This window comes from Rhodococcus rhodnii NBRC 100604 (assembly GCF_001894925.1).
Lineage (GTDB): Bacteria > Actinomycetota > Actinomycetes > Mycobacteriales > Mycobacteriaceae > Rhodococcus_F > Rhodococcus_F rhodnii.
Map to the genome: position 1 here is coordinate 40,425 of NZ_BCXD01000007.1, position 23,373 is coordinate 63,797.

Genomic DNA, 23,373 nt, shown 5'->3' on the forward strand with positions numbered 1-23,373 from the left:
CGTCGCACCCACCCGCCGAAGCCCAGATTACCCACCGCGAGATCCTCGAGGCCCTCGCCGGCCTGCTCGCGGCACTGTTCACCGCGCTCCTGTCGACGACGATCGTCGCCAACGCCCTTCCCACGATCATCGCCGACCTCGACGGCAGCCAGACCGCGTACGCGTGGGTCATCACGACGGCACTGCTCGCCAACGCCGCGTCGACGCCCATCTGGGGCAAGCTCGCGGACCTGTTCAACAAGAAGCTGCTCGTGCAGTTGTCGATCGTGATCTTCGTGGTCGGCTCGATGATCGCGGGCCTCGCACACAACGTGCCGCTGCTGCTCGCCGCGCGCGTGATCCAGGGCATCGGCATGGGCGGCCTCACGGCGCTCGTCGTCGCGATCATCGGCAGTATCGTCTCGCCGCGCGAGCGCGGCCGGTACTCCGGCTACATGGGCGCCGTCATGGCGGTGTCGATGTCGGGCGGCCCGATCCTCGGCGGCGTCATCGTCGACAGCCCGCTCGGCTGGCGCTGGTGCTTCTTCGTGTGCGTCCCGCTCGCGGTCGTCGCACTCGTGCTGCTGCAGCGCACGCTGCACATCGCCACCGTCCGCAAGCAGAACGTGTCGATCGACTGGCTCGGCGCACTGCTGCTGACGGCCGGCGTGTCCGTGCTGCTCATCTGGGTGTCGTTCGCCGGTAAGGCCGACTACTACGCGTGGGCCTCGAAGGAGACCGCGATCCTCGTCGCCGTCGGCGTCGTGCTGCTCGCGCTGACCGTGCTGGTCGAGTCGCGCGCCAAGGATCCGGTCATCCCGCTGAAGATCGTCACCGAGCGCACCACCGGGCTCGCGATCATCGCGTCGATCGCCGTCGGCGTCGGCATGTTCGGTGCGACGACCTTCCTGGGGCAGTACTTCCAGACGGCCCGCGCGTTCAGCCCGACGGCGGCAGGCGTGCTCACCATCCCGATGGTCGCCGGAATGCTCGTGGGCTCGGTCGCGTCCGGTCAGCTCATCACGCGCTTCGGCAAGTGGAAGCCCTTCGTCGTCGGCGGGTCGATCCTGCTGGTCGTCGGCTTCGCGCTGCTCTCGACGATCGATCACGCGACGCACCTGTGGCTCGTGGGCATCTTCATCGCGATCATCGGCCTCGGTATGGGCTCGATGATGCAGAACCTCGTGCTCGCGGTGCAGAACACCGTCCGGCTTCAGCACATCGGTGCGGCGTCGAGCTCGGTCGCGTTCTTCCGCACGTTCGGCGGCGCGATCGGCGTCTCGGTACTCGGCTCGGTCCTCGCGAGCCGCGTCGCGGACCTGTCCGCGCAGGGCCTGTCCGCGCTCGGCGTCCCGGCGGGGTCGTCGGGAGGCGGCAGCCTCGATCTCAGCGCGCTGCCGGCGCCCGTCGTCGAGGTGATCCGCGCGTCGTACGGTGACGCCACCGGCCGGATCTTCCTCATCGCGACGTTCTGCGGGATCGTTGCCGCGATCGCGGTCGCGCTGCTGCCGAACCGCCCGTTGCGGCGCACGCTCGACATCGAGCAGCCCACACCGGTCGAGCACACGGCCGAGCGGTCCGTCCCGGCCCCCGACGCGGGGGAGGCGGCTCCGGCCCGTACCGAGCAGCGGTAGAATCTCCGCGCACTCGAAGAACAGATGCGACCCCGTCCGCGAGCCCCCTCACGCGGACGGGGTCGCTTCGATTGCGGCGGAACACCCCATTCGGCTACCCGTGGGTAATTTCTCGCATTACTCGCCGGTAGTAATTCGGGTTAAATTACCGAACCGTAATAGATTGCGCGACAACACTTTTAGATCCGTGTCTCATTTCGGAAAAAGTCGCACGCGCCGGGTTCGCAACGAATATGACAATCGCAGCGAAATAATGCATGCTTGCTTTCCGTGTGGCTTGCGGGGACTCGCCGGCGGGCTGTCGGGGCCGGGCCGCACACCCAGGACCCAGGACAGGTGATGGAGCGCATGTTCGAACGGATTGCCGTCGTCAATCGTGGAGAGGCCGCCGTACGGCTGATTCGCGCCGTACGCGAGCTCGATGCCGAGCACGGATACGGCATCGCGACGATCGCACTGCACACCGAGGCCGAACGGCGCGCGATGTTCGTGCGCATGGCCGACGAGTCGGTCGTGCTCACCAAGCGATCGGCCACCAACCCCTATCTCGACCACGACGAGCTCATCCGTGCGCTCACCGAAGCACGCGCCGACGCCGTGTGGGTCGGCTGGGGCTTCGTCGCCGAGGACCCGGCCTTCGCGCAGCGGGTCCGTGACGCCGGCATCACCTTCATCGGCCCCTCCCCCGAGGCGATGCGGCTGCTCGGCGACAAGGTCGAGGCCAAACTGCTCGCCGAGAAGGTCGGCGTCCCCGTCGCACCGTGGAGCGGCGGCCCCGTCGCCACGCGTGCCGACGCCCGCCGCCACGCCCAGGCCATCGGTTACCCGCTCATCGTCAAGGCGCGCAGCGGCGGCGGTGGCCGCGGCATCCGCAAGGTGTGGTCCGAGGACGAACTCGAACTCGCTCTCGAACGCACCCAGGGCGAGGCGCAGCGCTCGTTCGGCGACCCCGTGGTCTTCATCGAACGGCTCGTCACCGACGCCCGCCACGTCGAGGTCCAGGTGATCGCCGACGGCCAGGGCGGCGTCTGGGCGCCCGGTGTGCGCGACTGCTCGATCCAGCGGCGCAATCAGAAGGTCATCGAGGAGTCGGCGTCGCCGCTGCTCACCGCGGAGCAGTCGAACCACCTGCGCGCCGTCTCGGCCGACCTCGTCCGCGCCGCGGGCTACCAGGGCGCCGCGACCGTCGAGTACCTCTACCAGCCCGACCAGAAGATCTTCACGTTCCTCGAGGTCAACACCCGGCTGCAGGTCGAGCACCCGATCACCGAGGTGACCACGGGGCTCGACCTCGTGAAACTGCAGATCCTCGTCGCCGCCGGGGAACGCCTCGAGGGCGAGTGCCCCGCCGAGTTCGGTCACGCCGTCGAGGCACGTCTCACCGCCGAGGACGCCGACGCCGGCTTCGCACCCGCCCCCGGCACCGTGCGGATGGCGTCGTTCCCGCTCGGCTCCGGCATCCGCGTCGACACCGGCATCGCCGCCGGCGACGTCGTCCCGCCCGACTACGACTCGATGGTCGCCAAGATCATCGCGTGGGGCCGCGACCGCGACGAGGCGATCGCCCGGCTGCGCACCGCGCTGCGCGACACGACCGTCGTCATCGACGGCGGCACCACGACGAAGTCCTTCCTGCTCGATCTGCTCGATCGGCCCGAGGTGCTCGACGCGTCCGCCGACACCGGCTGGCTCGATCGCACGGGCGTCGGATCGGAGCCCGGCCCCGGCCGCGGCGCAGACATCGCGCTCATCGCCGCCGCGATCGACCTCTACGACACCGAGGAGGCGTTCGAGCGGCGCGCGTTCTTCGCGTCGGCTCGCGGCGGACGTCCCCGCGCGACCCACACCATCGGCCGCACCATCGAACTGACCTACCAGGGGCAGCCGTACAGTCTCACCGTCGGCCAGGTCGGCCCGCACAGTTACCACCTCGACGGCGACAGCGGCCCGCTCGACGTCGACGTCGACCGTCTCGGCGAGTACCAGAGCCGTCTCACGCTCGGTGGCGCGCGCTTCGCCGTCGTCTCGGTCCCCGGCCCGGCGCATCACCTCGTCGAGGTCGACGGCGTCGTCCACAAGATCAGCCGCGACGAAGCGGGCATCGTCCGCGCACCCGCGCCCGCCGTCGTCGTGTCGGTACCCGTCGCGCCGGGCGATCGCGTCGAGCCCGGCCAGATCCTCGTCGTCGTCGAATCGATGAAGATGGAGACGGCGATCCGGGCGCAGCAGGCCGGACGTGTCCGCGAGGTGCTCGCGGGCGTCAACTCGCAGATCGACGCGGGCGCACCGCTCGTGCGCGTCGAGGAGGACACGGAGGCCGCGACCACCGTCACCACGACGCGTGTCGAGTTCGGGCTCCCGACGCCGAGCGCGCTCGCCCCCACGACCGACATCCGCAGCGAGGCACTGGGTCTGCTCACCGTGCTGCGCGCGCTCATCACCGGGTACGACGTCGGCCAGTCGCGCGCGCAAGCGATCCTGTCGAACTACGAGTGGCTTCGAGATCAGCTCGCGCACAACGACACCGCGCTCGTCGCGGCCGAACTCCAACTGCTGGGCGCCTTCGCCGATCTGTGCGAGCTCTCGCGGCACCGGCCGACCTCGGGCGAGGAGGCGGACGAGCGCGTCCACAGCCCGCGCGAGCACTTCTACACCTACCTCCGGTCCCTCGACACCGAGCGCGAGGGGATTCCGGAGTCGTTCTGCACCAAGCTCTCTCGTGCACTGTCGCACTACGACGTCCGCAGCCTCGACCGCACGTCCGAGCTCGAGGAATCCGTCTACCGGGTATTCCTCGCCCAGCAGCGCATCGCGAACCAGATACCGGTGATCGCTGCGCTGCTCGAACGTTGGCTGCGCGACGAGTCCGCCCCCGCCTTCGCGGCGACGGAACTCGGCGACGTCGTCGACCGCCTCGTCGTCTCGACACAGTCGCGCTTCCCCGTCATCGGCGACGTCGCGCGTAATCTGCGCTACCGCTTCTTCGATCTGCCGCGGATCACCGCCGCCCGCGAGCAGGTGTACGACGCCGTGCGCGGCTCGCTCGCCTATCTCGCCGAGCGGCCCGACGCCGCCGACTACAGCCAGCGCATCGAATCGCTCGTGTCGGTTCCCGAGCCGCTGATCGATCTGCTCGCACGCAAGATCGACCCGCCCACCGCCGATCTCGGCATCCTGCTCGAGGTCATCACACGCCGCAACTACCGCATCCGCACGATCGACGACGTCAAACTCGTCGATCGCGGCGGGATCCCGTTCGTCACCGGCGATTTCACACTGCGCGGCGAGCAGCTCCATCTCGTCGCCGCCGCTGCGCCACGGGCACGATTCGGCGACGTCCTGCACGCGCTCGTCGACGACGCCGCCGCAACGCCCGCACCGCACGATCTCGTCGCCGACGTCTACCTGCTGTGGGACGACGTCGCTCCCGAGGCCGATGCGCTCGCCTCGGTCCTGCTCGACGAGATCGGCGAGTACGGCCGGCTCGAGAACGCGCGCCGCATCACGGTGACGGTGTGCTCGCGGGACTGCTCCGTCCTGCAGACGCTCACCTTCCGCCGCACCGTGGACGGCCTCGCCGAGGACACCACGATCCGCGACATGCACCCGCTCACCGGACAGCGGCTCGACCTGTGGCGCATCTCGAACTTCGACGGCACGCGGCTGCCCGCACCGACGGACACGTACCTCTACCACCTCGTCGCGAAGGACAACCCCGCCGACGAGCGCATGATCGCGCTGGCCGAGATCCGCGACGCGACGCCGCAACTCGACGACGCGGGGGAGGTCGTCGGGCTGCCGACGGTCGAGCGGACCCTCGCGACGGCGATCGACGCGATGCGACGCGCCAACGCACTGCGCGGCAGCAAGCGGCTCGACGCCAACCGCGTCGTGCTCTACGTGTGGCCCGAGATCGCGCTCTCGGCGGAACGCGTCGCGGTGCTCGCACGAAACATCGCCCCCATGACGGTGGGCGTCGGCCTCGAACAGATCATCATGATGGCGCGCCTGCGCGAGCCCGGCACCGAAGCACGCGACGTCGCACTGCGTTTCGCATACCGACCCGGCGCCGGCGTGACGCTCGACGTCACCGATCCGCCGACCGAGCCGATGCAGCCGCTCGACGCCTACACGCAGAAGGTCCGGCGGTCGCGTGCTCGCGGCACGGTCTATCCGTACGAGCTCGTCCCGGTCCTCGCGGGCCGCGACGGCGGCTTCGTCGAGCACGATCTCGACGAGACCGGCGCCCTGGTCCCGGTGGACCGGCCCTACGGCCGCAACACCGCCGGCATCATCGTCGGCGTCGTGACGACCCCGACCGAACTGCATCCCGAGGGCATGACCCGCGTCGCGCTGTTCGGCGATCCCACGAAGGCACTCGGCTCGGTCGCCGAGCCCGAGGCGTCGCGCGTCGTCGCGGCGATCGATCTCGCGGAGCGGATGCAGGTTCCGGTCGAGTGGTTCGCACTCTCGTCGGGCGCCGAGATCTCGATGGAACGCGGCACGGAGAACATGGACTGGGTCTCGCGCGCACTGCGCCGGATCATCACGTTCACGCAGGGCGGCGGTGAGATCAACATCGTCGTGTCGGGCATCAACGTCGGCGCGCAGCCGTACTGGAACGCCGAGGCGACGATGCTCATGCACACCAAGGGCATCCTCGTCATGACGCCCGACAGCGCGATGGTGCTCACCGGCAAGAACTCGCTCGACTACGCGGGCGGCGTGTCGGCCGAGGACAACTTCGGCATCGGCGGCTACGACCGCGTCATGGGCCCGAACGGCCAGGCGCAGTACTGGGCGCCGAACGCCGCGGCCGCGATCGAGGTGCTGTTCGCGCACTACGCCCACACGTACGTCCGACCGGGCGAAGCGGGCCCGCGTCGCGCCGTCACGACCGACCCGATCGACCGTGACGTCCGGCTCTACCCGCACGTGCATCCGACGAGCGACTTCACGACCGTCGGCGACATCTTCTCGGCCGAGACCAATCCCGACCGCAAGAAACCGTTCGACATCCGCACCGTGATGCGCGCCGTCGCCGACCAGGACCACGCCGTCCTCGAACGCTGGGCAGACATGGCCGACGCCGACACCTCGGTCGTCTTCGACGCCCATCTGGGCGGTCATCCGATCACGCTCATCGGCATCGAATCGCGGGCGATCGCCCGCAAGGGTCAGTTCCCGACGGACGGCCCCGACCAGTGGACGTCCGGCACGCTGTTCCCGCGCTCGTCGAAGAAGACGGCGCGCGCGATCAACGCGGCGAGCGGCAACCGTCCCGTCGTCGTGCTCGCGAATCTGTCGGGCTTCGACGGCTCGCCCGAGTCGATGCGGACGTGGCAGCTCGAGTACGGCGCCGAGATCGGCCGGGCGATCGTCAACTTCGACGGCCCGATCGTGTTCTGCGTCGTGTCGCGGTACCACGGCGGTGCGTTCGTCGTCTTCTCCGCGGCGCTCAACGAGAACATGGAGGTCCTCGCGGTCGAGGGCTCGTACGCCTCGGTCCTCGGTGGGGCTCCCGCCGCGGCCGTCGTGTTCACGCGCGGCGTCGACAAGCGCACGGCGGCCGATCCTCGTGTGAAGGCGGTCGAGAAGCAGCTCGCGGCGGCCACCGACGAGGCCGATCAGGCGCGGCTGCGAGTCGAGCTGTCGACGACGCGCTCGCAGGTGCGTTCGGACAAGCTCGGCGAGGTCGCCGCGGAGTTCGAGGGGATCCACGACATCGACCGCGCTCAGCGGGTCGGGTCGGTGCATCGCATCGTGCCGGCGGCGACGCTGCGTGCCGACCTCGTCGGTGCGGTCGAGCGGCGCATGAATCACGAGCCCCGCAACTGAGTCGCGCAGCACGCTGTCGGGGGGCTGACTGTTTTTCGGGGGCTGACTGCTGTCGGGGGTGGGGGTTACGCTCGGACGATGAGCCGAGCGGCCACCTCCTCCCCCGCGGCGAGCGACGAGTTCCTCACGCTGGCCGATCCGTACCGTCGTGAGTTGCTCGCGCACTGTTACCGGATGATGGGGTCGATCCACGACGCCGAGGACCAGCTGCAGGAGACGATGCTGCGCGGCTGGAAGTCGTACGCGAACTTCAAGGGCGAGTCGTCACTGCGGACGTGGCTGCACCGGATCGCCGCGAACACGTGCCTCACCGCACTCGAGTCGCGGGCGAAGCGGCCGCTGCCGAGCGGGCTGGGTGCCCCGGACAGCGATCCCGACGCCGATCTCGTCGAGCGGCACGAGATTCCGTGGCTCGGGCCCGCACCGGATCGGCTGTTCGAGTCCGACGACGATCCCGCATCGATCGTGGTCTCGCACGAGAGCGTCCGGCTCGCGTTCGTGGCCGCCCTCCAGCACCTGCCGCCGCGGCAGCGCGCAGTGCTGCTGCTGCGTGACGTCCTGCAGTGGCGTGCCGCCGAGGTCGCCACGGCCGTCGGTGTCTCGGTGCCCGCCGTCAACAGCCTGCTGCAGCGGGCGCGCGCCCAGCTCGCCGAGGCCGCGCCCACGCCCGAGACGGCGCAACTGACCGACGCGGAGGCCGAGCCGCTGCTCGATCGGTACGTCGCGGCGTTCGAGGGATACGACGTCGGCGCGATCGCCGCGATGTTCACCGACGAGGCCGTCTGGGAGATGCCGCCCTTCGACGGCTGGTACGTCGGCGGCGAGGCGATCGGGCGGCTCATCGCCGGAAACTGCCCGGCGAACGGGCCCGGCGACATGCGCCTCGTCCGGACCTCCTCGAACGGTCAGCCGGCGTTCGGGTTGTACATGCGCGGCGAGGACGGCATGCATCGCCCGTTCCACCTGCAGGTTCTCGACGTGCGCGAGGACGGCGTCGCCCACGCCGCCGTGTTCTTCGAGCCAGGTCTCTTCGAGCTGTACGGGCTCCCCGAGACACCGCCCCCACGCTGACGCTCACCCTTCGATCGCCGACGGATCCATCCAGACGACCTCCCACACGTGTCCGTCGGGGTCACGGAACGACCTGCCGTACATGTAGCCGTGGTCCTCGGGCTCGCGCCACGACGTCCCGCCCGAGGCGAGCGCGGCGTCGCAGACACGGTCGACCTCGTCGCGCGACTCCGCGCTGACGGCAGCGAGGACCTCGATCTGGCCCGTGGCGGCCTCGAATCCGCTCGCCAGGAAGCCCTGGAACTTCGCGTGCGAGAGGAACATGACGATCGCCTGATCGCTGAGCACCATCGACGCCGTCTCGTCGTCGCTGAACTGCTCGTTGAACGTGAAACCGATTCCGCCGAAGAACGCGCGGGTCTTCGCCACGTCCGTGACGGGGAGGTTGAGGAACAGCATTCGTGTCATCGTCGTCTCCTGGGTGAGTCCGGATCGTGTCGTGGGTACGACTCGCGCGTCGCGCGTTTCTCATCGGCACCGGTGATATATGCCACAGGCCATCGTCACCTCCGGCGCCCAGCCGCGCACCCGGTTCTTCCGACACTCCTTGAGCATCTTGTCATTTCGCGGATACATGCCGGGTGCCGCGCTCGCGCCCCGCGCGTTCGAACCAGAGTTGGACGTTCGTCTGAGTGGCGTGCACTGCGGCGGATCGTTACAAAAGACGTACCGACTGGTCCGCTTTCCACGCACCGTTCGCTCATCGGCGAGAACGGGCGTGCTTTTCATGTCATTCTCAGGAGGCCGAGTGCCCCTCCCGATGTCCCCGCAGGATTCGCTGTTCCTGATCGGCGAATCGCGCGCGAACCCGTTGCACGTCAGCGCGGTTCAGCTCTTCAGTGCGCCCGAGGGTGTCGATGCCGACGGACTGCGCGAGATGTTCGTCGCGCGCCTCGACGCGGATGCGTCGGACACGGCGCCGCTGCTGCGCCGGCGTCCCATCCGCTCGCTCACGTCGTTCGGGCAGTGGGCCTGGACGACCGACGAGCGGTTCGACGTCGAGCATCACGTTCGGCGGACGGCCCTGCCGTCGCCGGGCAGCGAGCGCGTGCTGCTCGACCTGTGCGCGCGTCTGCACGCGCTGCCGCTCGAGCGCGATCGGCCGCTGTGGGAGATGCACCTGATCGAGGGCCTGAGCGACGGACGGTTCGCCGTCTACACCAAGATCCACCATTCGCTCACCGACGGCGTCGGTGCCGTACGGCTGCTGCGGGCCGCGCTGAGCGACGACCCCGCACAACGCGACATGCCCGCGCCATGGGAGGCCGGCTCGGCGTGGAACGCCCGCGCGCCGCGCACGAGCGGATTCGATGCGGCCGCGATCTCGTCGGCGGTGCTGCGCGGCGCGCGGTCGGCGGTCGGCGATGCCGCCGGGATGGTTCCGGCGCTCGCGTCGACCATGACCCATGCCCTCGGCGAGACGGGCGGGCCGGTCAACGTCGCGGCCCCGCAGACGATCTTCAACGTGTCGATCGGCAGTGCGCGCCGCTATTCCGCGCGGACGTGGCCGCTCGAACGCCTCCGGCTCGTCGCCAAGCTCAACGATGCGTCGATCAACGACGTCGTCCTGGCGATGTCGTCTGGCGCACTGCGGGCGTACCTGCAGGAGCGGAACGCGCTTCCCGATCGGTCGCTCGTCGCGATGGTGCCGGTCTCGCTCAGCGACGACGCCGCGCCGCGGCAGGGCAACGACGTCGGCGTCCTGATGTGCCCGCTCGGGACCCACCTGGACGATCCCGCGGAGCGGCTCGCCGGAATCAGTGCCTGCATGGCCGAGGGCAAGCGCACGCTGCGGTCGATGAGCGGAACCCAGATTCTCGCGATGAGCGCGCTCGGCGCTGCGCCCGTCGGCGCTAGCCTGCTGTTCGGTCATCAGCGGGTCGTGCGGCCGCCGTTCAACCTCATCATCTCCAACGTGCCGGGCCCGAAGGAGCCGCTGTACTGGAACGGCGCGCGCCTGGATGCGCTCTATCCGATGTCGGTGCCGGTCGCGGGGCAGGGCCTCAACATCACCAGCCTGAGCAACGACGACTCGATCACCTTCGGCGTCACGGCGTGCCGTCGCGCGATGCCCGATGCGACGATGCTGACCGATCACCTCGACCGCGAACTCACCGCCCTCGAATCGGTGTAGGCGCTGCGCGCTCGTGCGTGACTTGCCGGTGCAGGGGCCGGCAAGTCACTCACGAGCGGCGGAGCCGCCTCTCCAGCCAGGCGAGCAGATCTGCGGGACGGACGTGGTCCTCGGAGGCGTGCTCGCCCGTCACCTCGATCAGGTCGGCGTCGACACCGACCGCACGCACGCCCTCCAGCCACGGGCCGGTGACGTGGACGAGGTCCGCGATGTGGTCGTCCGCGGACGCGTAGATACGAAGCGGGACAGGAAGATACGTCGATGGGTCGTGCCGCAGCGGGTCCCAGCACTGCGTCCGATCGTCGAGATCCGAACCGTCGGAGGCCAGATCGTAGGCGGTGACGAGCGATTCGCGCCCCTCCTCGCCGCGGCGCCACACCGCCGGGAGCGAGAGCGACGGCGCGATCAGGACGACGGCGTCGATCTCGATCTCCTGCAGCCGCAACGCATTCGCGACGGCGATCGCGCCCATCGACTCTCCGACGAGCACGTGGGTGTCCATCGCGTAGTGCTCGGTGAGCCACAGATCGAGCGCGACGAGATCGTCCTGGACGCGGCGATTGCCCCATTGGTCACCGTGCAGGCGCGGCGACGCCACGACATACCCGGCGTCGAGGAGGGCGTCGCGCAGGGCGACGCGGTCGGCATCCGACAGCGACTGTTCGTCACCGGAACGGCCGTGCAGGTAGGTGACGACGGTCCGCGACCGGTCCTCGGGCTCGAAGACCAGGGTCCGGTCACCCGACTCGGGCAACCGGAGCGCCTTCTCGGCGTAACGACGCGGCACGGCGCCTCCCCAGGGTCAGTCGCGGATGAAGTTCAGGTACGCCTTCGACGGGGTCGGGCCACGCTGGCCCTGGTACTTTGATCCCACCGACGCGCTGCCGTACGGGTTCTCCGCGGCGCTCGAGAGGCGGAGCAGGCACAGCTGCCCGATCTTCATGCCCGGCCACAGGGTGATCGGGAGGTTCGCGACGTTGGACAGCTCGAGCGTGATGTGCCCGGTGAACCCCGGATCGATGAAGCCCGCCGTCGAGTGCGTGAGCAGGCCCAGGCGGCCGAGCGACGACTTGCCCTCGAGGCGGCCGGCGAGGTCGTCGGGCAGGCTGCACAACTCCATCGTCGAACCGAGCACGAACTCGCCCGGATGCAGCACGAACGGCACGCCCGGCTCCGATTCGACGAGCGACGTGAGCTCGTCCTGCTGCTGCGCGGGGTCGATGTGCGTGTAGCGGGTGTTGTTGAAGACCCGGAAGAGCCCGTCGAGTCGGACGTCCACGCTCGACGGCTGCACCAGCGAGGGATCGAACGGGTCGATGCCCAGGCGGCCTGCGTCGATCTCGGCACGGATGTCACGATCGGAGAGAAGCACGAGGTGCAGGCTACCCGGTACGCCGCCGGGACCTGCCCCTGACCATCTGCTAATGTTCAGCCCGCAGGGTATCGAGCCTGCCTTCGGGCGCTCGATATCATGCGCGCCGATGTAGTTCAATGGTAGAACATCAGCTTCCCAAGCTGAATACGCGGGTTCGATTCCCGTCATCGGCTCTCATCGTCCGCATCGGGCTTCTCCACTCGACTTTCCGACGCTCGCTCACGCACCTGTCACGCGCTTCCCGTCGGGGCCGCGGGTGATGGTCACCGAATCGAGAACGTCGCCGACGGCCGCATCGGCAGGAGTCGGGTCGTCTCCCACGCGCGCGACGTGCGAGTGATACACCAGCCGATCCTGCTCGACCCGAACGGTCTGATACGTCGAAATCTGCTCTGCCGCAACGGCGCGCGTCGCACCGTTCGCCGTCCAGTTGTTCGCATCGTCCGGCGCCAGGTCGTAGTACTTGCTGCCCGCGGACGAGACGACGTACACCGGCCCGCTGTGTGATCCGTCGCCGTTGTCGCGATCGCTGACATGACCTCGGGCGTAGACGTGATCGTGACCCTGGAGGACGAGATCGACGTCGTGCTTCTCGAGGATCGGAAGCCACGAGGCACGGATCCCCGGATTGTTACGACCCTCCGCACCGGAGAACACAGGCTGGTGGAACGTCACGACCGTCCACGGCTGCGGGTTCTCGCCGAGCACCCGGTCGAGCCAGCCCCGCTGATCGACGCCGGTGAGCACGTTGGCGTTCAACGACACGAAACGCACACCCTGGTAGTCCGCGTACCAGGCGTCTTCACAGCGGAACACCGGTCCGGTGTCCGGGTACCCGAAGTGTGCGCGGTACTGCGTCAGCAACGGGTCCCCGCTGTACTCGTGGTTGCCGGGTGTCGTGATCACGTTGCGGGTGCGCACCTCGTCGCCCTGCGCATCGAACCAGTCGGACCACTGAGCGTCGTCGTCGGCGTCGTTGATCAGGTCCCCGGAGTGGAGGCTCAGGCCCGCGTCCGGGTGCTCGGCGTAGGCGCGCTGCGCGACGGCCGGCCACACCTCCCCCAGCCCGTTCTGCGCGTCGCCGAAGTACAGGAACTCCCACGGAGCGAATCCGTCTGCAGCCGTGGTGAACTCGTACCACTGTGACCACTCACCGGTGTCGCTGCCGACCCGGTACCGGCAGGTGGCCGCCGGATCGAGCCCGTCGAGGACGGCCGTGTGATGGCGGGCCGACGACCACGGCTGCGGCCGAACCGATTCCGCGGCGACACGGTGCCGCTGCGCCGACACGCTCGTACTCGACCACGCCATTCGCCACCGCCTCGCTCGTCCGCCACGTCACGGCCTGGCTGCGGTGCGGCGTCGCGGTGGGATTGAGCACGATGCGATCCGGTGGGAGTGCAGGCACAGCGGCGGCCTGTGCATTCGGCAATGCGGCGTGCGGCGCAACCGCGAGGGTCAGCGCAACGGCGAACACGGCGGTAGCCAGACGGCGGCGGGACACCGTGGCTCCTTGTCGTTCCGGTCGGCGTGTACCGACCGGAACAGGATCGACGACGGGAGCCATCCGCACCCCGCCGTCACATGACCGCGGCGTGTCGACGCGATGAAATCGTCGGACCGGAGGGATCCGACAATTCTCGTAACCTGCATCACAGTCAATTAGTAACGAACGGTTCGCCACACCGATATGGATTGCACGAGTCGCCAGAGGCGCGACCAACGAGGCAGGTTCCCGTGCATTTCGTCCAGTCGGTACCCAGTGTTGTCGCGGCTTCGACTCGAAGTGGAGTCTCGGCTTCGCCGAGGGCGCGACCAGTGCGAACAGTCGAATCCACTCGTCGCGAGGCGGTCGTGCGCGCTGCATCGAGACGCCGACGTGGCCGCGTCCACAACACTCCGCACCGCACCGACATCGGCGTTCCCACACGTTTGCCGGCAATGACGATGAACGCGCCTTCGTAGAAGGCGTGATCGCCGCCGTCCATGCGCCGAACTCTCTTGCCGAGCAAGCCCGACAAACCTCGCACGCATCCCAGGCCTACCTCGCTGCCCGATCACGGATCGGACCTTTCGATCCGCACCACCCCTCATCGACGAATCCGCCGATGCCCCTTCTCGAGACCGGAACCGTTATGAATCTCCCCGACCCCGCCACGAGCGGAAAACCAAAACTCACCCGCGGCAAGAAGATCGCTCTCGGAGCGGGTGGCGCGTTCGTCGGACTGGCTGTGCTCGGCAGCCTGCTTCCCGAGCCAGAGCCGGAGCCTGCAGCAGCGGAGACGACCATCTCCTCGTCGGCCTCCGCGGCACCGACGACGACCCGAGCCACTACGACGACGAGACCGACGACTTCGGTGCCGACGACCACCACCACGACCGCTGTTCTTCCCTCGTCGGCCGCGGTTCCGCCGCCTACGACGACCGAAACATATGTAGCGCCGATTGTTTCGACGACGACCGAGCAGTACGTTCCCCCGCCGACGCCTGCGCCGTATGTTCCCCCCGTCGTCGACGAGGCCGAACCCTATGTCGCGCCTGCGCCGTATGCCCCGCCGCCCGCCGCGACGTATTACGCGAACTGTGACGCCGTGCGTGCCGCCGGAGCTGCCCCGCTGTACGCCGGCTCGCCCGGTTACAGCAGCAAACTCGACAGGGACAGCGACGGAGTGGCGTGCGAATGACTTCTCATCCTGAGGCGCCGAAGCCGATGCTCTGGTACGTCTGGTTCGCGCTCGTCGTTCTGGGCGTCGTCGGTGTGATTGCATCACTCGACTCCGGCGACCCCGGTGGCGTTGTGTTCGCGCTCGTGTGGACCGCCGGATTCGGGTACTGCCTGCACCGACATCAGCGAAAGGTGGCAGCCGCAGCTGCCGGCGAGATCGCGGCCAGAGCAGATCGAGAGCATCAAGCGTATCTCCCGGGCGAACAGGATCCCAGACAGCACCATCGGCCCCAGTCGCCCCTCGGCTGAAGACCGCGGGCGGGCCGGGCGCTGGTGAACCTCCGCTACGCACCAAATCTTCGCTTGCGCACCTGAAACTCCGGGTGCGTAAGAGGAATCGAGGTGCGTAGCGGGCCGGGCTCGCGACCGCCGTCAGGCCTCGAGGAAGCCGTCGATCTGGTTGACGGCCGACGTGGCGCCCTCGATCATCCCCATGTCGAGTACCTGCTGAAGCGCCTCGGCGCTCGCATACGTGCTGGTGTAGACGGCGCGGGTTCCGCCGTCGATGGGGGTGAACGTGTAGACGCTCTCCGACACCGGCATGTCGGGATTCGGCTGCAGATTCTCGTCGGCGAAGCCGTCGCGGAACTCGAGACGGGTGGGTGCGTCGACTGCGGTGACATCCCAGTATCCCGCGAACTTCTCGCCCTCGGGCGACGTCATGTAATACGTGACCCGGGCACCGGGCAACAGGTCGTGGTCGACGAACGTGGCCGGGTAGCTGGGCGGCCCCCATACCTTCTCGAGCTGCCGCGGATCGGCGTACAGCTCCCAGATTCGCTCGACGGGTGCAGCGAATTCTGCTGTCATGGTGAGGGTTCGGGTGTCGAGATCGTGATTGACATCGGTGACAGGCATCGGTCAGCCCTTCCTGGTCGAGTCGGGGACGAGCGGGTCGGAGACGAGCTCGTCGATACGAGCGATGCGGCCGCGCCACACCTGCTCGAGTTCGGTGAGCATCGACGCCACCGAACGGACGGCGTCGACGTCACCACGTGCCAACTGCTCCCGGCCGCTGCGTCTCTTCGTCAGCAGGCCGGCCTTCTCGAGCACGGAGACGTGCTTCTGTACGGCCGCGAAGCTCATGTCGTACTTCTCCGCGAGCGTCGAGACCGAGCTCTCGCCCGCCAGCACACGTCGCATGATGTCGCGTCGCGTCCTGTCGGCGAGCGCGCGGAACAGCGCGTCTGCCCGGTCCTCGTCGTCTCCGTCCACCCCTCCAACATACAACCACAAGGTTGTATGTTGTCAAGGGTTCCGCTGGAGTACCGTTTCGAAGAGTCGACCCGCGTTCGCGTGCCGACGGGCCGGGTCCGCGGACCCGTACTGTGGGAGGTTCCCGTGGCTGGAGGGCTCGTCGCCCTGCTGGACGACGTCGCGACGCTCGCGAGAGCAGCCGCAGCATCCATCGACGACATCGGTGCCGCCGCCGGCCGCGCCAGCGTCAAGGCTGCCGGCGTGGTGGTGGACGACACCGCCGTCACGCCCCGCTACGTGCACGGCTTCTCACCGAAACGTGAACTGCCGATCATCGCCAAGATCGCGCGCGGCTCGATCATCAACAAGCTTCTCGTCATCCTCCCGGTGGCGATGCTGCTGAGCCAGTTCTTCCCGCAGGCGCTGCCGTATCTCCTCATCGCGGGCGGCCTCTTCCTGTCCTACGAGGGCGCCGAGAAGGTCTACGAGGCGTTGAAGGGCGGGCACCACGAGGAGGCCGCGGAGGCCGCCGAACAGCTGAGCCCCGCCGAGCGTGAGAAGCAGATGGTCGGCAGCGCGACGCGCACCGACCTCATCCTGTCCGCCGAGATCATGGTGATCTCACTGTCGTCGGTCGAGGACGAACCGTTCTTCACCCGCCTGGTCGTGCTCGTCGTCGTCGCCTTCCTCATCACGGCGCTCGTGTACGGCGTCGTCGCACTCATCGTGAAGATGGACGACGTGGGACTCGCTCTGGCGCAACGAAATTCCACGCTGTCACAGCATGTCGGCCGTGGCCTCGTCGCCGCGATGCCGAAGGTGATGTCGGTACTCACCGTCGTCGGCATCGCCGCGATGCTGTGGGTCGGCGGGCACATCCTGATCGTCAACATCGGCGAAGCCGGATTCCACTGGCCCGCGGATGTTCTGCACGATCTCGAGCACTGGTTCGGCGAACTCGTCCACGGCGGGTTCGGCGGCGTCCTCTCGTGGACGGCGGGGACGGTCGCCTCCGCACTGGTCGGCCTCGTGCTCGGCGCGCTCGTCGTCCTCGTCGTACATTTCCTGCCGAAGCGCAGGACGAAGGCCGTCACGCACTGAGCTGCCGCTCAGCTCGCGAGCGCGACCAGGTACTGACGCAGCACCCCCGCACGCCGTCGCGATCGCATCACCCTCCACGACCGCCATGAATCCGATACCACGACGGCCACATCCCCGTCTTGCCGCGCCGGATCCGCGTATTTTTGCGTACGTGCCGACACGACTGTGGATGATCGAAGATCTCGAGCCGTTTCCGGATGACCCTCAGCCGGGCGATGTGTGCACCCCTTCGACGCACTGGACTCTCCCGGACCCGCACCTACCCGACTCGCTTTTCACGACCATCCCGGCGCGGATCGAAGAGGTCGACACAGCGCGTGGCGTCGAGCGAGTGGCATACCTCGGGTCCGGCTTCACTACGATGGTGCCCGACCACGTTCCCGGTCGAGGCGACACCACGCTCACCGGCGCATTGATGTGGGATCGGTATCTCTGGATGGACTACGCCACGACACCTCACGGGACGGTGCGAGTGGACGAACGAATCAGCCTGGCACGGCGCATGGTTCCCGCCCGACGATTCGTCTCGGGGTGGACCGAACTTCAGCACACCGGGCCCGTTTCGCTGCATCGCGGGAGGCTTCCTGTCGAGCATGGGGTGGTCGGCTACGTCCTCGCCGTGACGTTGTGGGGCCCGGACCCTCCTGTGCAACAGCCGTCGTGACGTCTGCCGCTCATTTCGGGTCGGCCGGGCTCTTGACGCGCCGCATGACAGCGGACAGTTGGGGTTCGGTCAGCGGCCGCGGCGCGAGCGGCGTCCGGACCCCGTCGGTGCGAAGTCCGTCGACGACGAGGCCGAGGACGCGACGCCACACGTCGGGCTCGCTGTCTGCGCCGGGGTCGACAGCGGCCTGCAACGTACTGCTCAGCAGTCCGATGTCGGTCGCATCGAGATCGTCGCGCACGACGCCGGCCGCCTGCCCCCGCGCCACGAGACGCTGGACGTGTTCGTGCACCTCGTACCGCAGCTTCTCGACGCGATCGAGCGTCGCCTGGGACAGGTGCGCGTGCGGAGTGGCCGGACCGCCGACCGCCAGATCGCGCAGCGCCCGATCGTCGGCCATGAGCTGCGTCGAGACGTCGAGGAACCAGACGAGCCCTTCGAGCGGATCCTCGAATTCCAGTGCTGCCCGCGACTTCTCGACGACGACCTCGAGCCGCGAGTCGAAGAGGGCCGCGATGAGCGCGTCCTTGTTCTCGAATCGGCGGTAGACGGTGCCGACGCCGACCCCCGCCCGCGCCGCGACGTCGGCGAGTTTTGCATCGAGCCCCTGCTCGGCGAACACCTGACGCGCGGCGCCGAGGATGCGGTCGAGGTTCTCGCGGGCATCGCTGCGCAGCATGTCAGCGAGTCTACATTGAGCGGAACGTCTGATTCCGCTTGTGCTATCGTCTACCGGAATCACCTATTCCGCTTGGAAAGAGGCACCCGCTCGATGACCGCTGTCGACTCACGCCCGACGGACTCCGCCCACGCCACACCACTGCACCGCTGGTGGATTCTCGCGGCGCTGTCCATCGCGCAACTCATGGTCGTGCTCGACTCCACGATCGTGAACATCGCGCTGCCGGTGGCGCAGCACGCACTCGGCTTCGACGACGGCGGCCGCCAGTGGGTCGTGACGGCCTACTCGCTCGCCTTCGGCAGCCTGCTGCTCATCGGTGGACGCATCTGCGACCTGTTCGGGCGCAAGAACGCCTTCATCGTCGGCCTCGTCGGATTCGCCCTCGCCTCCGCGATCGGCGGCTGGGCGCCGACCTTCGAACTCCTCGTCGGCGCACGCGCGTTCCAGGGCGTCTTCGCGGCCCTCCTCGCCCCTGCTGCGATGTCGCTGCTCACCGTCACCTTCGCCGGATCTCCCGATCGCGGAAAGGCATTCGGCATCTTCGGCGCCGTTGCCGGCGCGGGCGCCGCCATCGGCCTGCTCCTCGGCGGCGTACTCACCGAGTACATCTCGTGGCGCTGGTGCCTCTACGTCAACATCGTCTTCGCAGCGGTCGCCCTCGTCGGCGCCCTCGCGCTCTTCCCGCGTCACGTCCGCGAGAAGCACGCCGCCGGAATCGATTGGCTCGGCACCGTCGTCGTCACCGTCGGCCTGTTCCTGCTGGTGTTCGGATTCGCACACTCGGAGTCGAACGGCTGGGGCAACGCCGTGACGATCGGCTCGCTCGTCGTCGGAATCCTGCTGCTGATCGCCTTCGTCCTCGTCCAGCGACGCGCGGTCCATCCGCTGCTGCCGCTGCGCATCGTCGTCGACCGGCTCCGCGGCGCGTCGTATCTCGTCATGCTCGTGTCGGCGATCGGCCTGTTCAGCATCTCGCTGTTCCTCACCTTCTACATGCAGTTGTCGCTCGGCTTCAGCCCCGTCGTCACCGGTGTCGCATTCCTGCCCATGACGATCGCGATCGGCGTCATGTCGTCGATCAGCGGCTCGTTCCTCGTGACCCGGGTCAGCCCCAAGATCAGCGTCACCGTCGGAATGCTGCTCGGCGCTGCCGGAATGGCGAGCCTCACGACCATCGGCCTCGACAGTTCGTATGCGCTGCACGTCCTTCCGGGTCTGATCCTCGTCGGCATGGGCCTCGGCATCGTGTTCTCCAACGGTTTCGGGTTCGCGACGATCGGCGTCCGCAACGAGGACGCCGGCGTCGCGTCGGCGACGGTGAACACCGCACAGCAGATCGGCGGCTCGATCGGAATCGCCCTGCTCAGCAGCATTTCGGCATCGGCCACGGCGTCGTTCTCCGGAGCGGGAATCGCCCCCGAACGGATGGGTGAGGCCGCCGCGATCGCCGGATTCCAGGGTGCGTTCTGGTGGGGCGCCGGATTCTTCGTCGTCGGAGCGATCATCGCGGCCGTCGTGTACGAACGGCGCGTCCCGCGCGTCGACCCCGGCACAGCTCCCGTCGCCGTGCACTGACCGCACCGTCGCCCATCCACCGACCGTCCGTGCACCGGACGCGGCGTGGCTCCCTCCGCCGCCGTGCCTCATGACCGAGAGTGTGGGCACACGGCCGACGAGGAGGACGGGATGCGACGGGGGAACGTGCACGGGAAGACAGCCGCTCCCGCGGCGGCGTTGCTCCTCGGACGCGGACCCGTCCGATGATGTGGCTGCCGATCGCCGTCGCCCCGGATCCTTCACCGCGGGTGCGGCGGTCACCGGCCGGCAGAGCAACGTCGCGTACATGCGGGGTTCGTGGAGCCGGTTCGTCTTCGACGACACCCTCGCGACGAGTGTCGTCGCCCTCGTCGCGGTCCTGGTGGCCGCGCTCGTCGTCCGGGCCAGAACCGCCACGGCGATCGCACTCGCGGCGTGCGCCGTACTCACCGTCTCGGCGCTGCCGGTGCCCGCGATCGTCGCCCACACCGCGGCGATCCTGGGCGCCGCGGCGTTGCTCGGCTCGCTTGCCCGGCTCGCGACCGGAATCGACGTGCGGCGTCACCAGATCCTGGTGATGACGGGCGCGTTGGCCGGGTCGTGGGCCGGCCCGGCACTCACCCGCTTCCCGACGGACGCGATGCCCCGCCGCTACGCCGAGTTCGTGCCCCTGAGTGCGGCCGAGGACCCCGCCACCGTCTGGCTGCTCGTGGCGGCTCCGCTGACCGCAGCACTGCTGGTGATCGCGATGGTGCGGGGCGAGACGCGCACCATCGACCGCGTCCGCAGCTTCCGGGTCGACGGCCGCACGTCGCTCATCGCGGTGGGCGCCGTCGGCGCGTCGGTCGGCCTCTATCTCTGGTTCCGGTCGCAGGCAGACACGCTCGCCGGTTCATCGCTCACAGGTTCGTCGTTCACCCTGCCGTCCCCGTGGATCACCGTGATCGTCGGCATCGCCGTAGCCGTCGCAGCACCGTGGCTTCCCGGCCGGGTCGGGGCGGTCCTCGCCGTCGCGGTCGCCGTGACGGCGGTGCGGGCACCCGATGCGATCGGCGGCACCCACTGGAGTTGGACCGCACTCGGCACCGCGGCTGCGGCGGCGTTCGGAGCGTGGCTCGGGTACCGGCGTCCTCACACGTGGTGGGCGATGGCGACCCTCGCCCTCTGTGTCCCTGCCGCACTCCTCACGACGTCGCCATGGGACTCGGTCGGCATCACGATCGCGCTGTTCGTACTCCCCGCTGTCGCTGTGTACGCCTATGCCTGCGTGCTGCCTTCGGCTGCCCCGACCGTCGTCCTCGCTGCGATGCTCCCTGCTGTGACCGGCCGGGCGGTCGGGAGCGAGTTCGGATGGACCGCCTACGGGCCGCCGGACTCAGGTTGGATCGCCGTCGCCGAGGACGGCTGGGTCGGCGTCGTACGTGCCCTCGTCGTGGTGGCGGTGGCCGTGCTCGCTCTCGTGGTGATCGGGCGGCGCGAACGCGCGCGGTGACCCCCGGGCGAAACTTGTCGACATTGCGTCGATATGATTTCGACGCAGTGTCGACAAACCGTCGGCGCCCACGCCCGATTCGGAGACGGCTCATGTTTCTCGCCCTGCGCGAACTGTGGTTCGCGCGTACCAGATTCCTGTTGATGGGGGCCGTCGTCGCACTCATCTCGATCCTCATGGTCATCCTGTCCGGACTGTCCTCCGGCCTCGTGGGCGACGGCGTCTCGTCGCTCCAGCGCTCCTCGATCGACGCCTTCGCATTCGAGGAGGGGACGAAGGCCGACTCGGCGTTCTCGCGCTCCGTCGTCACCGAGGAGCAGGCGCAGCTCTGGGCCGAGCGTCCCGACGTCGCCGATGCCGAGCTCATGGGCAACGCGATCGTCAACGCGCACACCGGTTCCGGAACCCCCGTGGACCTCACCCTCTTCGGCATCACGCCGGGGTCGTACCTCGAACCCGAACCCGCGCAGGGAGAACGCCTCGTGGGCGACCACGACATCGTCGTCAGCGCGGCCCTGGCCGAGGAAGGCCTGAGCATCGGCGACACCGTCGTCCTCGATCGACTCGGCACCGAGCTCACCGTCGTCGGATTCACCGCCGAGAAGCGCACATTCGGTCACGTCGACGTCGCCTACCTGCCACTGCCCACCTGGCAGGAGATCCACGCCGGAACGCGCGCGGGCGAGACACCCGACCCGCGCATCTACGACGAGGCCTCGGTGGTCGCGCTCCGCGGTGTCGACGGCACACCGGATCTCGCGGCGGGCGACGCCGCGGCCGGAACCTCCGCGACAACGCTCGAGGAATCCTTCGACTCGTCGCCCGGCTTCTCCGCCGAGATGATGACGATGTCGATGATCGAAGCGTTCCTCTATGCGATCTCGGCGCTCGTCGTCGGCGCCTTCTTCAGCATCTGGACGGTCCAGCGCAGCCGCGAACTCGCCGTTCTGCGCGCGATGGGCGCTTCCACCGGATTCCTGTTGCGCGACGGCGTCGTTCAGGCCCTCGTCGTGCTCGTCGCATCGGTCGTGGTCGGTGTCGGTCTCGGCGTCGGGCTCGGCAGCGGCCTCGAAGGCAGCGGGATGCCGTTCGCCCTCGAAGTCGGCCCCGTCGTGAACGGGGCGGTGCTGCTCGCCGTCCTCGGCCTCGCCGGAGCCGTCGTCGCCATCCTGCGCATCACGCGTGTCGACCCCCTCGCCGCACTGGGAGAGAACCGATGAACCACCCCACCACCGATACTCGCTCGGACACGCCGCGGACCGCCACCGGGCTCTCGCTCCGCGACGTCGTCCTCACGTTCGGCGACGGCGACCAGACCGTCACCGCCCTCGATCACGTCGATCTCGACGTCGCGCGCGGCGAGATCGTCGCGATCGTCGGCCCGTCCGGGGCGGGCAAGTCGAGCCTGCTCGCCGTCGCGGGCGCGTTGACCGTTCCGACGTCGGGCACGGTGCGGGTCGGCGAGACCGACCTGTCCGGGCTGAACCGTCGCCGGCTCGCTGCACTGCGGCGCGAACAGATCGGCTTCGTGTTCCAGTCCGGCAACCTGCTCCCCGCCCTCACCGCCCGCGACCAGCTGCGACTGGTCCCGCGGATCACCGGGCGCCCGGGCCGCGACCCCGACGCCCTGCTCGACGCCGTCGGCATGTCGCATCGCGCGGACAAGCGGCCGGGGCGGCTGTCGGGCGGCGAGCGGCAGCGCGTCGGCATCGCCCGCGCGCTCGTCGGCGAGCCCGCCGTGCTGCTCGTCGACGAACCCACCGCGGCGCTCGACCGCGCGCGCAGCCAGGAGATCGTCGCGCTGCTCGCCCGTGAAACCCACGAGGCCGGGGTCGCTACCATCATGGTGACGCACGATCACGACGTGCTGGGCCACTGCGACCGCGTCCTCGAGATGGTGGACGGCGCGCTGCACCCGCACGACTGAAGTCCGGGAAGGAGGCGA

18 protein-coding genes and 1 tRNA gene are annotated in these 23,373 nt (G+C 68.8%); 12 read left to right on the forward strand and 7 right to left on the reverse strand.

The window, feature by feature from the left end:
• Positions 1-26 precede the first annotated feature (26 nt).
• From RR1_RS07095 to RR1_RS07105, 3 genes are all read left to right on the forward strand, one after another.
• On the forward strand, positions 27-1,613 hold the full coding sequence (locus tag RR1_RS07095; RefSeq protein ID WP_051111136.1) for an MDR family MFS transporter: 1,587 nt from the start codon (positions 27-29) through the stop codon (positions 1,611-1,613).
• A gap of 348 nt (positions 1,614-1,961) precedes the next feature.
• On the forward strand, positions 1,962-7,451 hold the full coding sequence (locus tag RR1_RS07100) for an ATP-binding protein (RefSeq protein WP_040772911.1): 5,490 nt from the start codon (positions 1,962-1,964) through the stop codon (positions 7,449-7,451).
• Positions 7,452-7,529: 78 nt separating this feature from the next.
• Complete coding sequence (locus RR1_RS07105) at positions 7,530-8,522, forward strand: sigma-70 family RNA polymerase sigma factor (protein WP_010837928.1); 993 nt, start codon at positions 7,530-7,532, stop codon at positions 8,520-8,522.
• A gap of 3 nt (positions 8,523-8,525) precedes the next feature.
• Here RR1_RS07105 and RR1_RS07110 read toward each other — a convergent pair whose 3' ends face one another.
• On the reverse strand, positions 8,526-8,930 hold the full coding sequence (locus RR1_RS07110; protein ID WP_040772878.1) for a VOC family protein: 405 nt from the start codon (positions 8,928-8,930) through the stop codon (positions 8,526-8,528).
• Between the two features lie 340 nt (positions 8,931-9,270).
• Between RR1_RS07110 and RR1_RS07115 the strand changes: the two genes are divergently transcribed.
• Positions 9,271-10,656: a WS/DGAT/MGAT family O-acyltransferase gene (locus RR1_RS07115; protein WP_040772880.1), complete on the forward strand. Its 1,386-nt coding sequence runs from the start codon at positions 9,271-9,273 to the stop codon at positions 10,654-10,656.
• A gap of 49 nt (positions 10,657-10,705) precedes the next feature.
• On the opposite strand, the gene RR1_RS07120 is transcribed toward RR1_RS07115, so the two are convergent.
• Entirely contained in the window at positions 10,706-11,443 is a 738-nt protein-coding gene (locus RR1_RS07120; protein WP_010837931.1) for an alpha/beta hydrolase family protein, read from the reverse strand.
• Between the two features lie 15 nt (positions 11,444-11,458).
• Positions 11,459-12,028 carry a dCTP deaminase gene (gene dcd, locus RR1_RS07125; RefSeq protein ID WP_010837932.1) on the reverse strand — a complete coding sequence of 190 codons (570 nt, stop codon included), beginning with the start codon at positions 12,026-12,028 and terminating at the stop codon, positions 11,459-11,461.
• A gap of 105 nt (positions 12,029-12,133) precedes the next feature.
• Here dcd and RR1_RS07130 point away from each other — a divergent pair.
• Positions 12,134-12,204: transfer RNA gene (locus RR1_RS07130), tRNA-Gly, on the forward strand.
• Between the two features lie 46 nt (positions 12,205-12,250).
• Here the strand turns inward: RR1_RS07130 and RR1_RS07135 are convergent.
• Positions 12,251-13,342 carry a purple acid phosphatase family protein gene (locus RR1_RS07135; RefSeq protein ID WP_010837933.1) on the reverse strand — a complete coding sequence of 364 codons (1,092 nt, stop codon included), beginning with the start codon at positions 13,340-13,342 and terminating at the stop codon, positions 12,251-12,253.
• Between the two features lie 797 nt (positions 13,343-14,139).
• On the opposite strand from RR1_RS07135, the gene RR1_RS07140 reads away from it, so the two are divergent.
• Together RR1_RS07140 and RR1_RS22615 are read left to right on the forward strand one after the other, a co-directional pair.
• The gene (locus RR1_RS07140; protein WP_010837935.1) at positions 14,140-14,715 is read left to right on the forward strand and encodes an excalibur calcium-binding domain-containing protein; all 576 of its coding nucleotides are present in this window, start codon (positions 14,140-14,142) and stop codon (positions 14,713-14,715) included.
• Positions 14,712-15,005 (forward strand): hypothetical protein, encoded by a 294-nt coding sequence (locus RR1_RS22615; RefSeq protein WP_143153748.1) that lies wholly within the window; start codon positions 14,712-14,714, stop codon positions 15,003-15,005. Before RR1_RS07140 ends, RR1_RS22615 begins: the two co-directional genes overlap by 4 nt.
• Before the next feature lie 123 nt (positions 15,006-15,128).
• On the opposite strand, the gene RR1_RS07150 is transcribed toward RR1_RS22615, so the two are convergent.
• Together RR1_RS07150 and RR1_RS07155 are read right to left on the reverse strand one after the other, a co-directional pair.
• Positions 15,129-15,614: an SRPBCC family protein gene (locus RR1_RS07150; RefSeq protein WP_010837937.1), complete on the reverse strand. Its 486-nt coding sequence runs from the start codon at positions 15,612-15,614 to the stop codon at positions 15,129-15,131.
• 3 nt (positions 15,615-15,617) lie between these two features.
• Entirely contained in the window at positions 15,618-15,971 is a 354-nt protein-coding gene (locus RR1_RS07155; protein WP_010837938.1) for an ArsR/SmtB family transcription factor, read from the reverse strand.
• A 126-nt stretch (positions 15,972-16,097) separates the two neighbouring features.
• Here RR1_RS07155 and RR1_RS07160 point away from each other — a divergent pair, with 126 nt between their 5' ends.
• Complete coding sequence (locus tag RR1_RS07160; RefSeq protein WP_010837939.1) at positions 16,098-17,054, forward strand: DUF808 domain-containing protein; 957 nt, start codon at positions 16,098-16,100, stop codon at positions 17,052-17,054.
• 674 nt (positions 17,055-17,728) lie between these two features.
• On the opposite strand, the gene RR1_RS07170 is transcribed toward RR1_RS07160, so the two are convergent.
• The gene (locus RR1_RS07170) at positions 17,729-18,397 is read right to left on the reverse strand and encodes a TetR/AcrR family transcriptional regulator (RefSeq protein ID WP_010837942.1); all 669 of its coding nucleotides are present in this window, start codon (positions 18,395-18,397) and stop codon (positions 17,729-17,731) included.
• A gap of 93 nt (positions 18,398-18,490) precedes the next feature.
• Here RR1_RS07170 and RR1_RS07175 point away from each other — a divergent pair, with 93 nt between their 5' ends.
• From RR1_RS07175 to RR1_RS07190, 4 genes are all read left to right on the forward strand, one after another.
• On the forward strand, positions 18,491-19,975 hold the full coding sequence (locus tag RR1_RS07175) for an MFS transporter (protein WP_010837943.1): 1,485 nt from the start codon (positions 18,491-18,493) through the stop codon (positions 19,973-19,975).
• 190 nt (positions 19,976-20,165) lie between these two features.
• Positions 20,166-21,428 (forward strand): hypothetical protein, encoded by a 1,263-nt coding sequence (locus RR1_RS07180; RefSeq protein ID WP_010837944.1) that lies wholly within the window; start codon positions 20,166-20,168, stop codon positions 21,426-21,428.
• 92 nt (positions 21,429-21,520) lie between these two features.
• Positions 21,521-22,648, forward strand: a complete 1,128-nt coding sequence (locus tag RR1_RS07185; RefSeq protein WP_010837945.1) for an ABC transporter permease — start codon at positions 21,521-21,523, stop codon at positions 22,646-22,648.
• A complete protein-coding gene (locus RR1_RS07190; RefSeq protein WP_010837946.1) occupies positions 22,645-23,355 on the forward strand; it encodes an ABC transporter ATP-binding protein in 711 nt (236 codons plus the stop codon). The genes RR1_RS07185 and RR1_RS07190 overlap by 4 nt, the downstream gene beginning before the upstream one ends.
• Positions 23,356-23,373 lie beyond the last annotated feature (18 nt).

Coding starts and splice junctions, on each gene's coding strand:
- RR1_RS07100 (WP_040772911.1), top strand. CDS start 1,962: ATGTTCGAACGGATTGCCGTCGTCAATCGTGGAGAGGCCGCCGTACGG.
- RR1_RS07105 (WP_010837928.1), top strand. CDS start 7,530: ATGAGCCGAGCGGCCACCTCCTCCCCCGCGGCGAGCGACGAGTTCCTC.
- RR1_RS07110 (WP_040772878.1), bottom strand. CDS start 8,930: ATGACACGAATGCTGTTCCTCAACCTCCCCGTCACGGACGTGGCGAAG.
- RR1_RS07135 (WP_010837933.1), bottom strand. CDS start 13,342: ATGGCGTGGTCGAGTACGAGCGTGTCGGCGCAGCGGCACCGTGTCGCC.
- RR1_RS07140 (WP_010837935.1), top strand. CDS start 14,140: ATGCCCCTTCTCGAGACCGGAACCGTTATGAATCTCCCCGACCCCGCC.
- RR1_RS22615 (WP_143153748.1), top strand. CDS start 14,712: ATGACTTCTCATCCTGAGGCGCCGAAGCCGATGCTCTGGTACGTCTGG.
- RR1_RS07150 (WP_010837937.1), bottom strand. CDS start 15,614: ATGCCTGTCACCGATGTCAATCACGATCTCGACACCCGAACCCTCACC.
- RR1_RS07170 (WP_010837942.1), bottom strand. CDS start 18,397: ATGCTGCGCAGCGATGCCCGCGAGAACCTCGACCGCATCCTCGGCGCC.
- RR1_RS07175 (WP_010837943.1), top strand. CDS start 18,491: ATGACCGCTGTCGACTCACGCCCGACGGACTCCGCCCACGCCACACCA.
- RR1_RS07185 (WP_010837945.1), top strand. CDS start 21,521: ATGTTTCTCGCCCTGCGCGAACTGTGGTTCGCGCGTACCAGATTCCTG.
- RR1_RS07190 (WP_010837946.1), top strand. CDS start 22,645: ATGAACCACCCCACCACCGATACTCGCTCGGACACGCCGCGGACCGCC.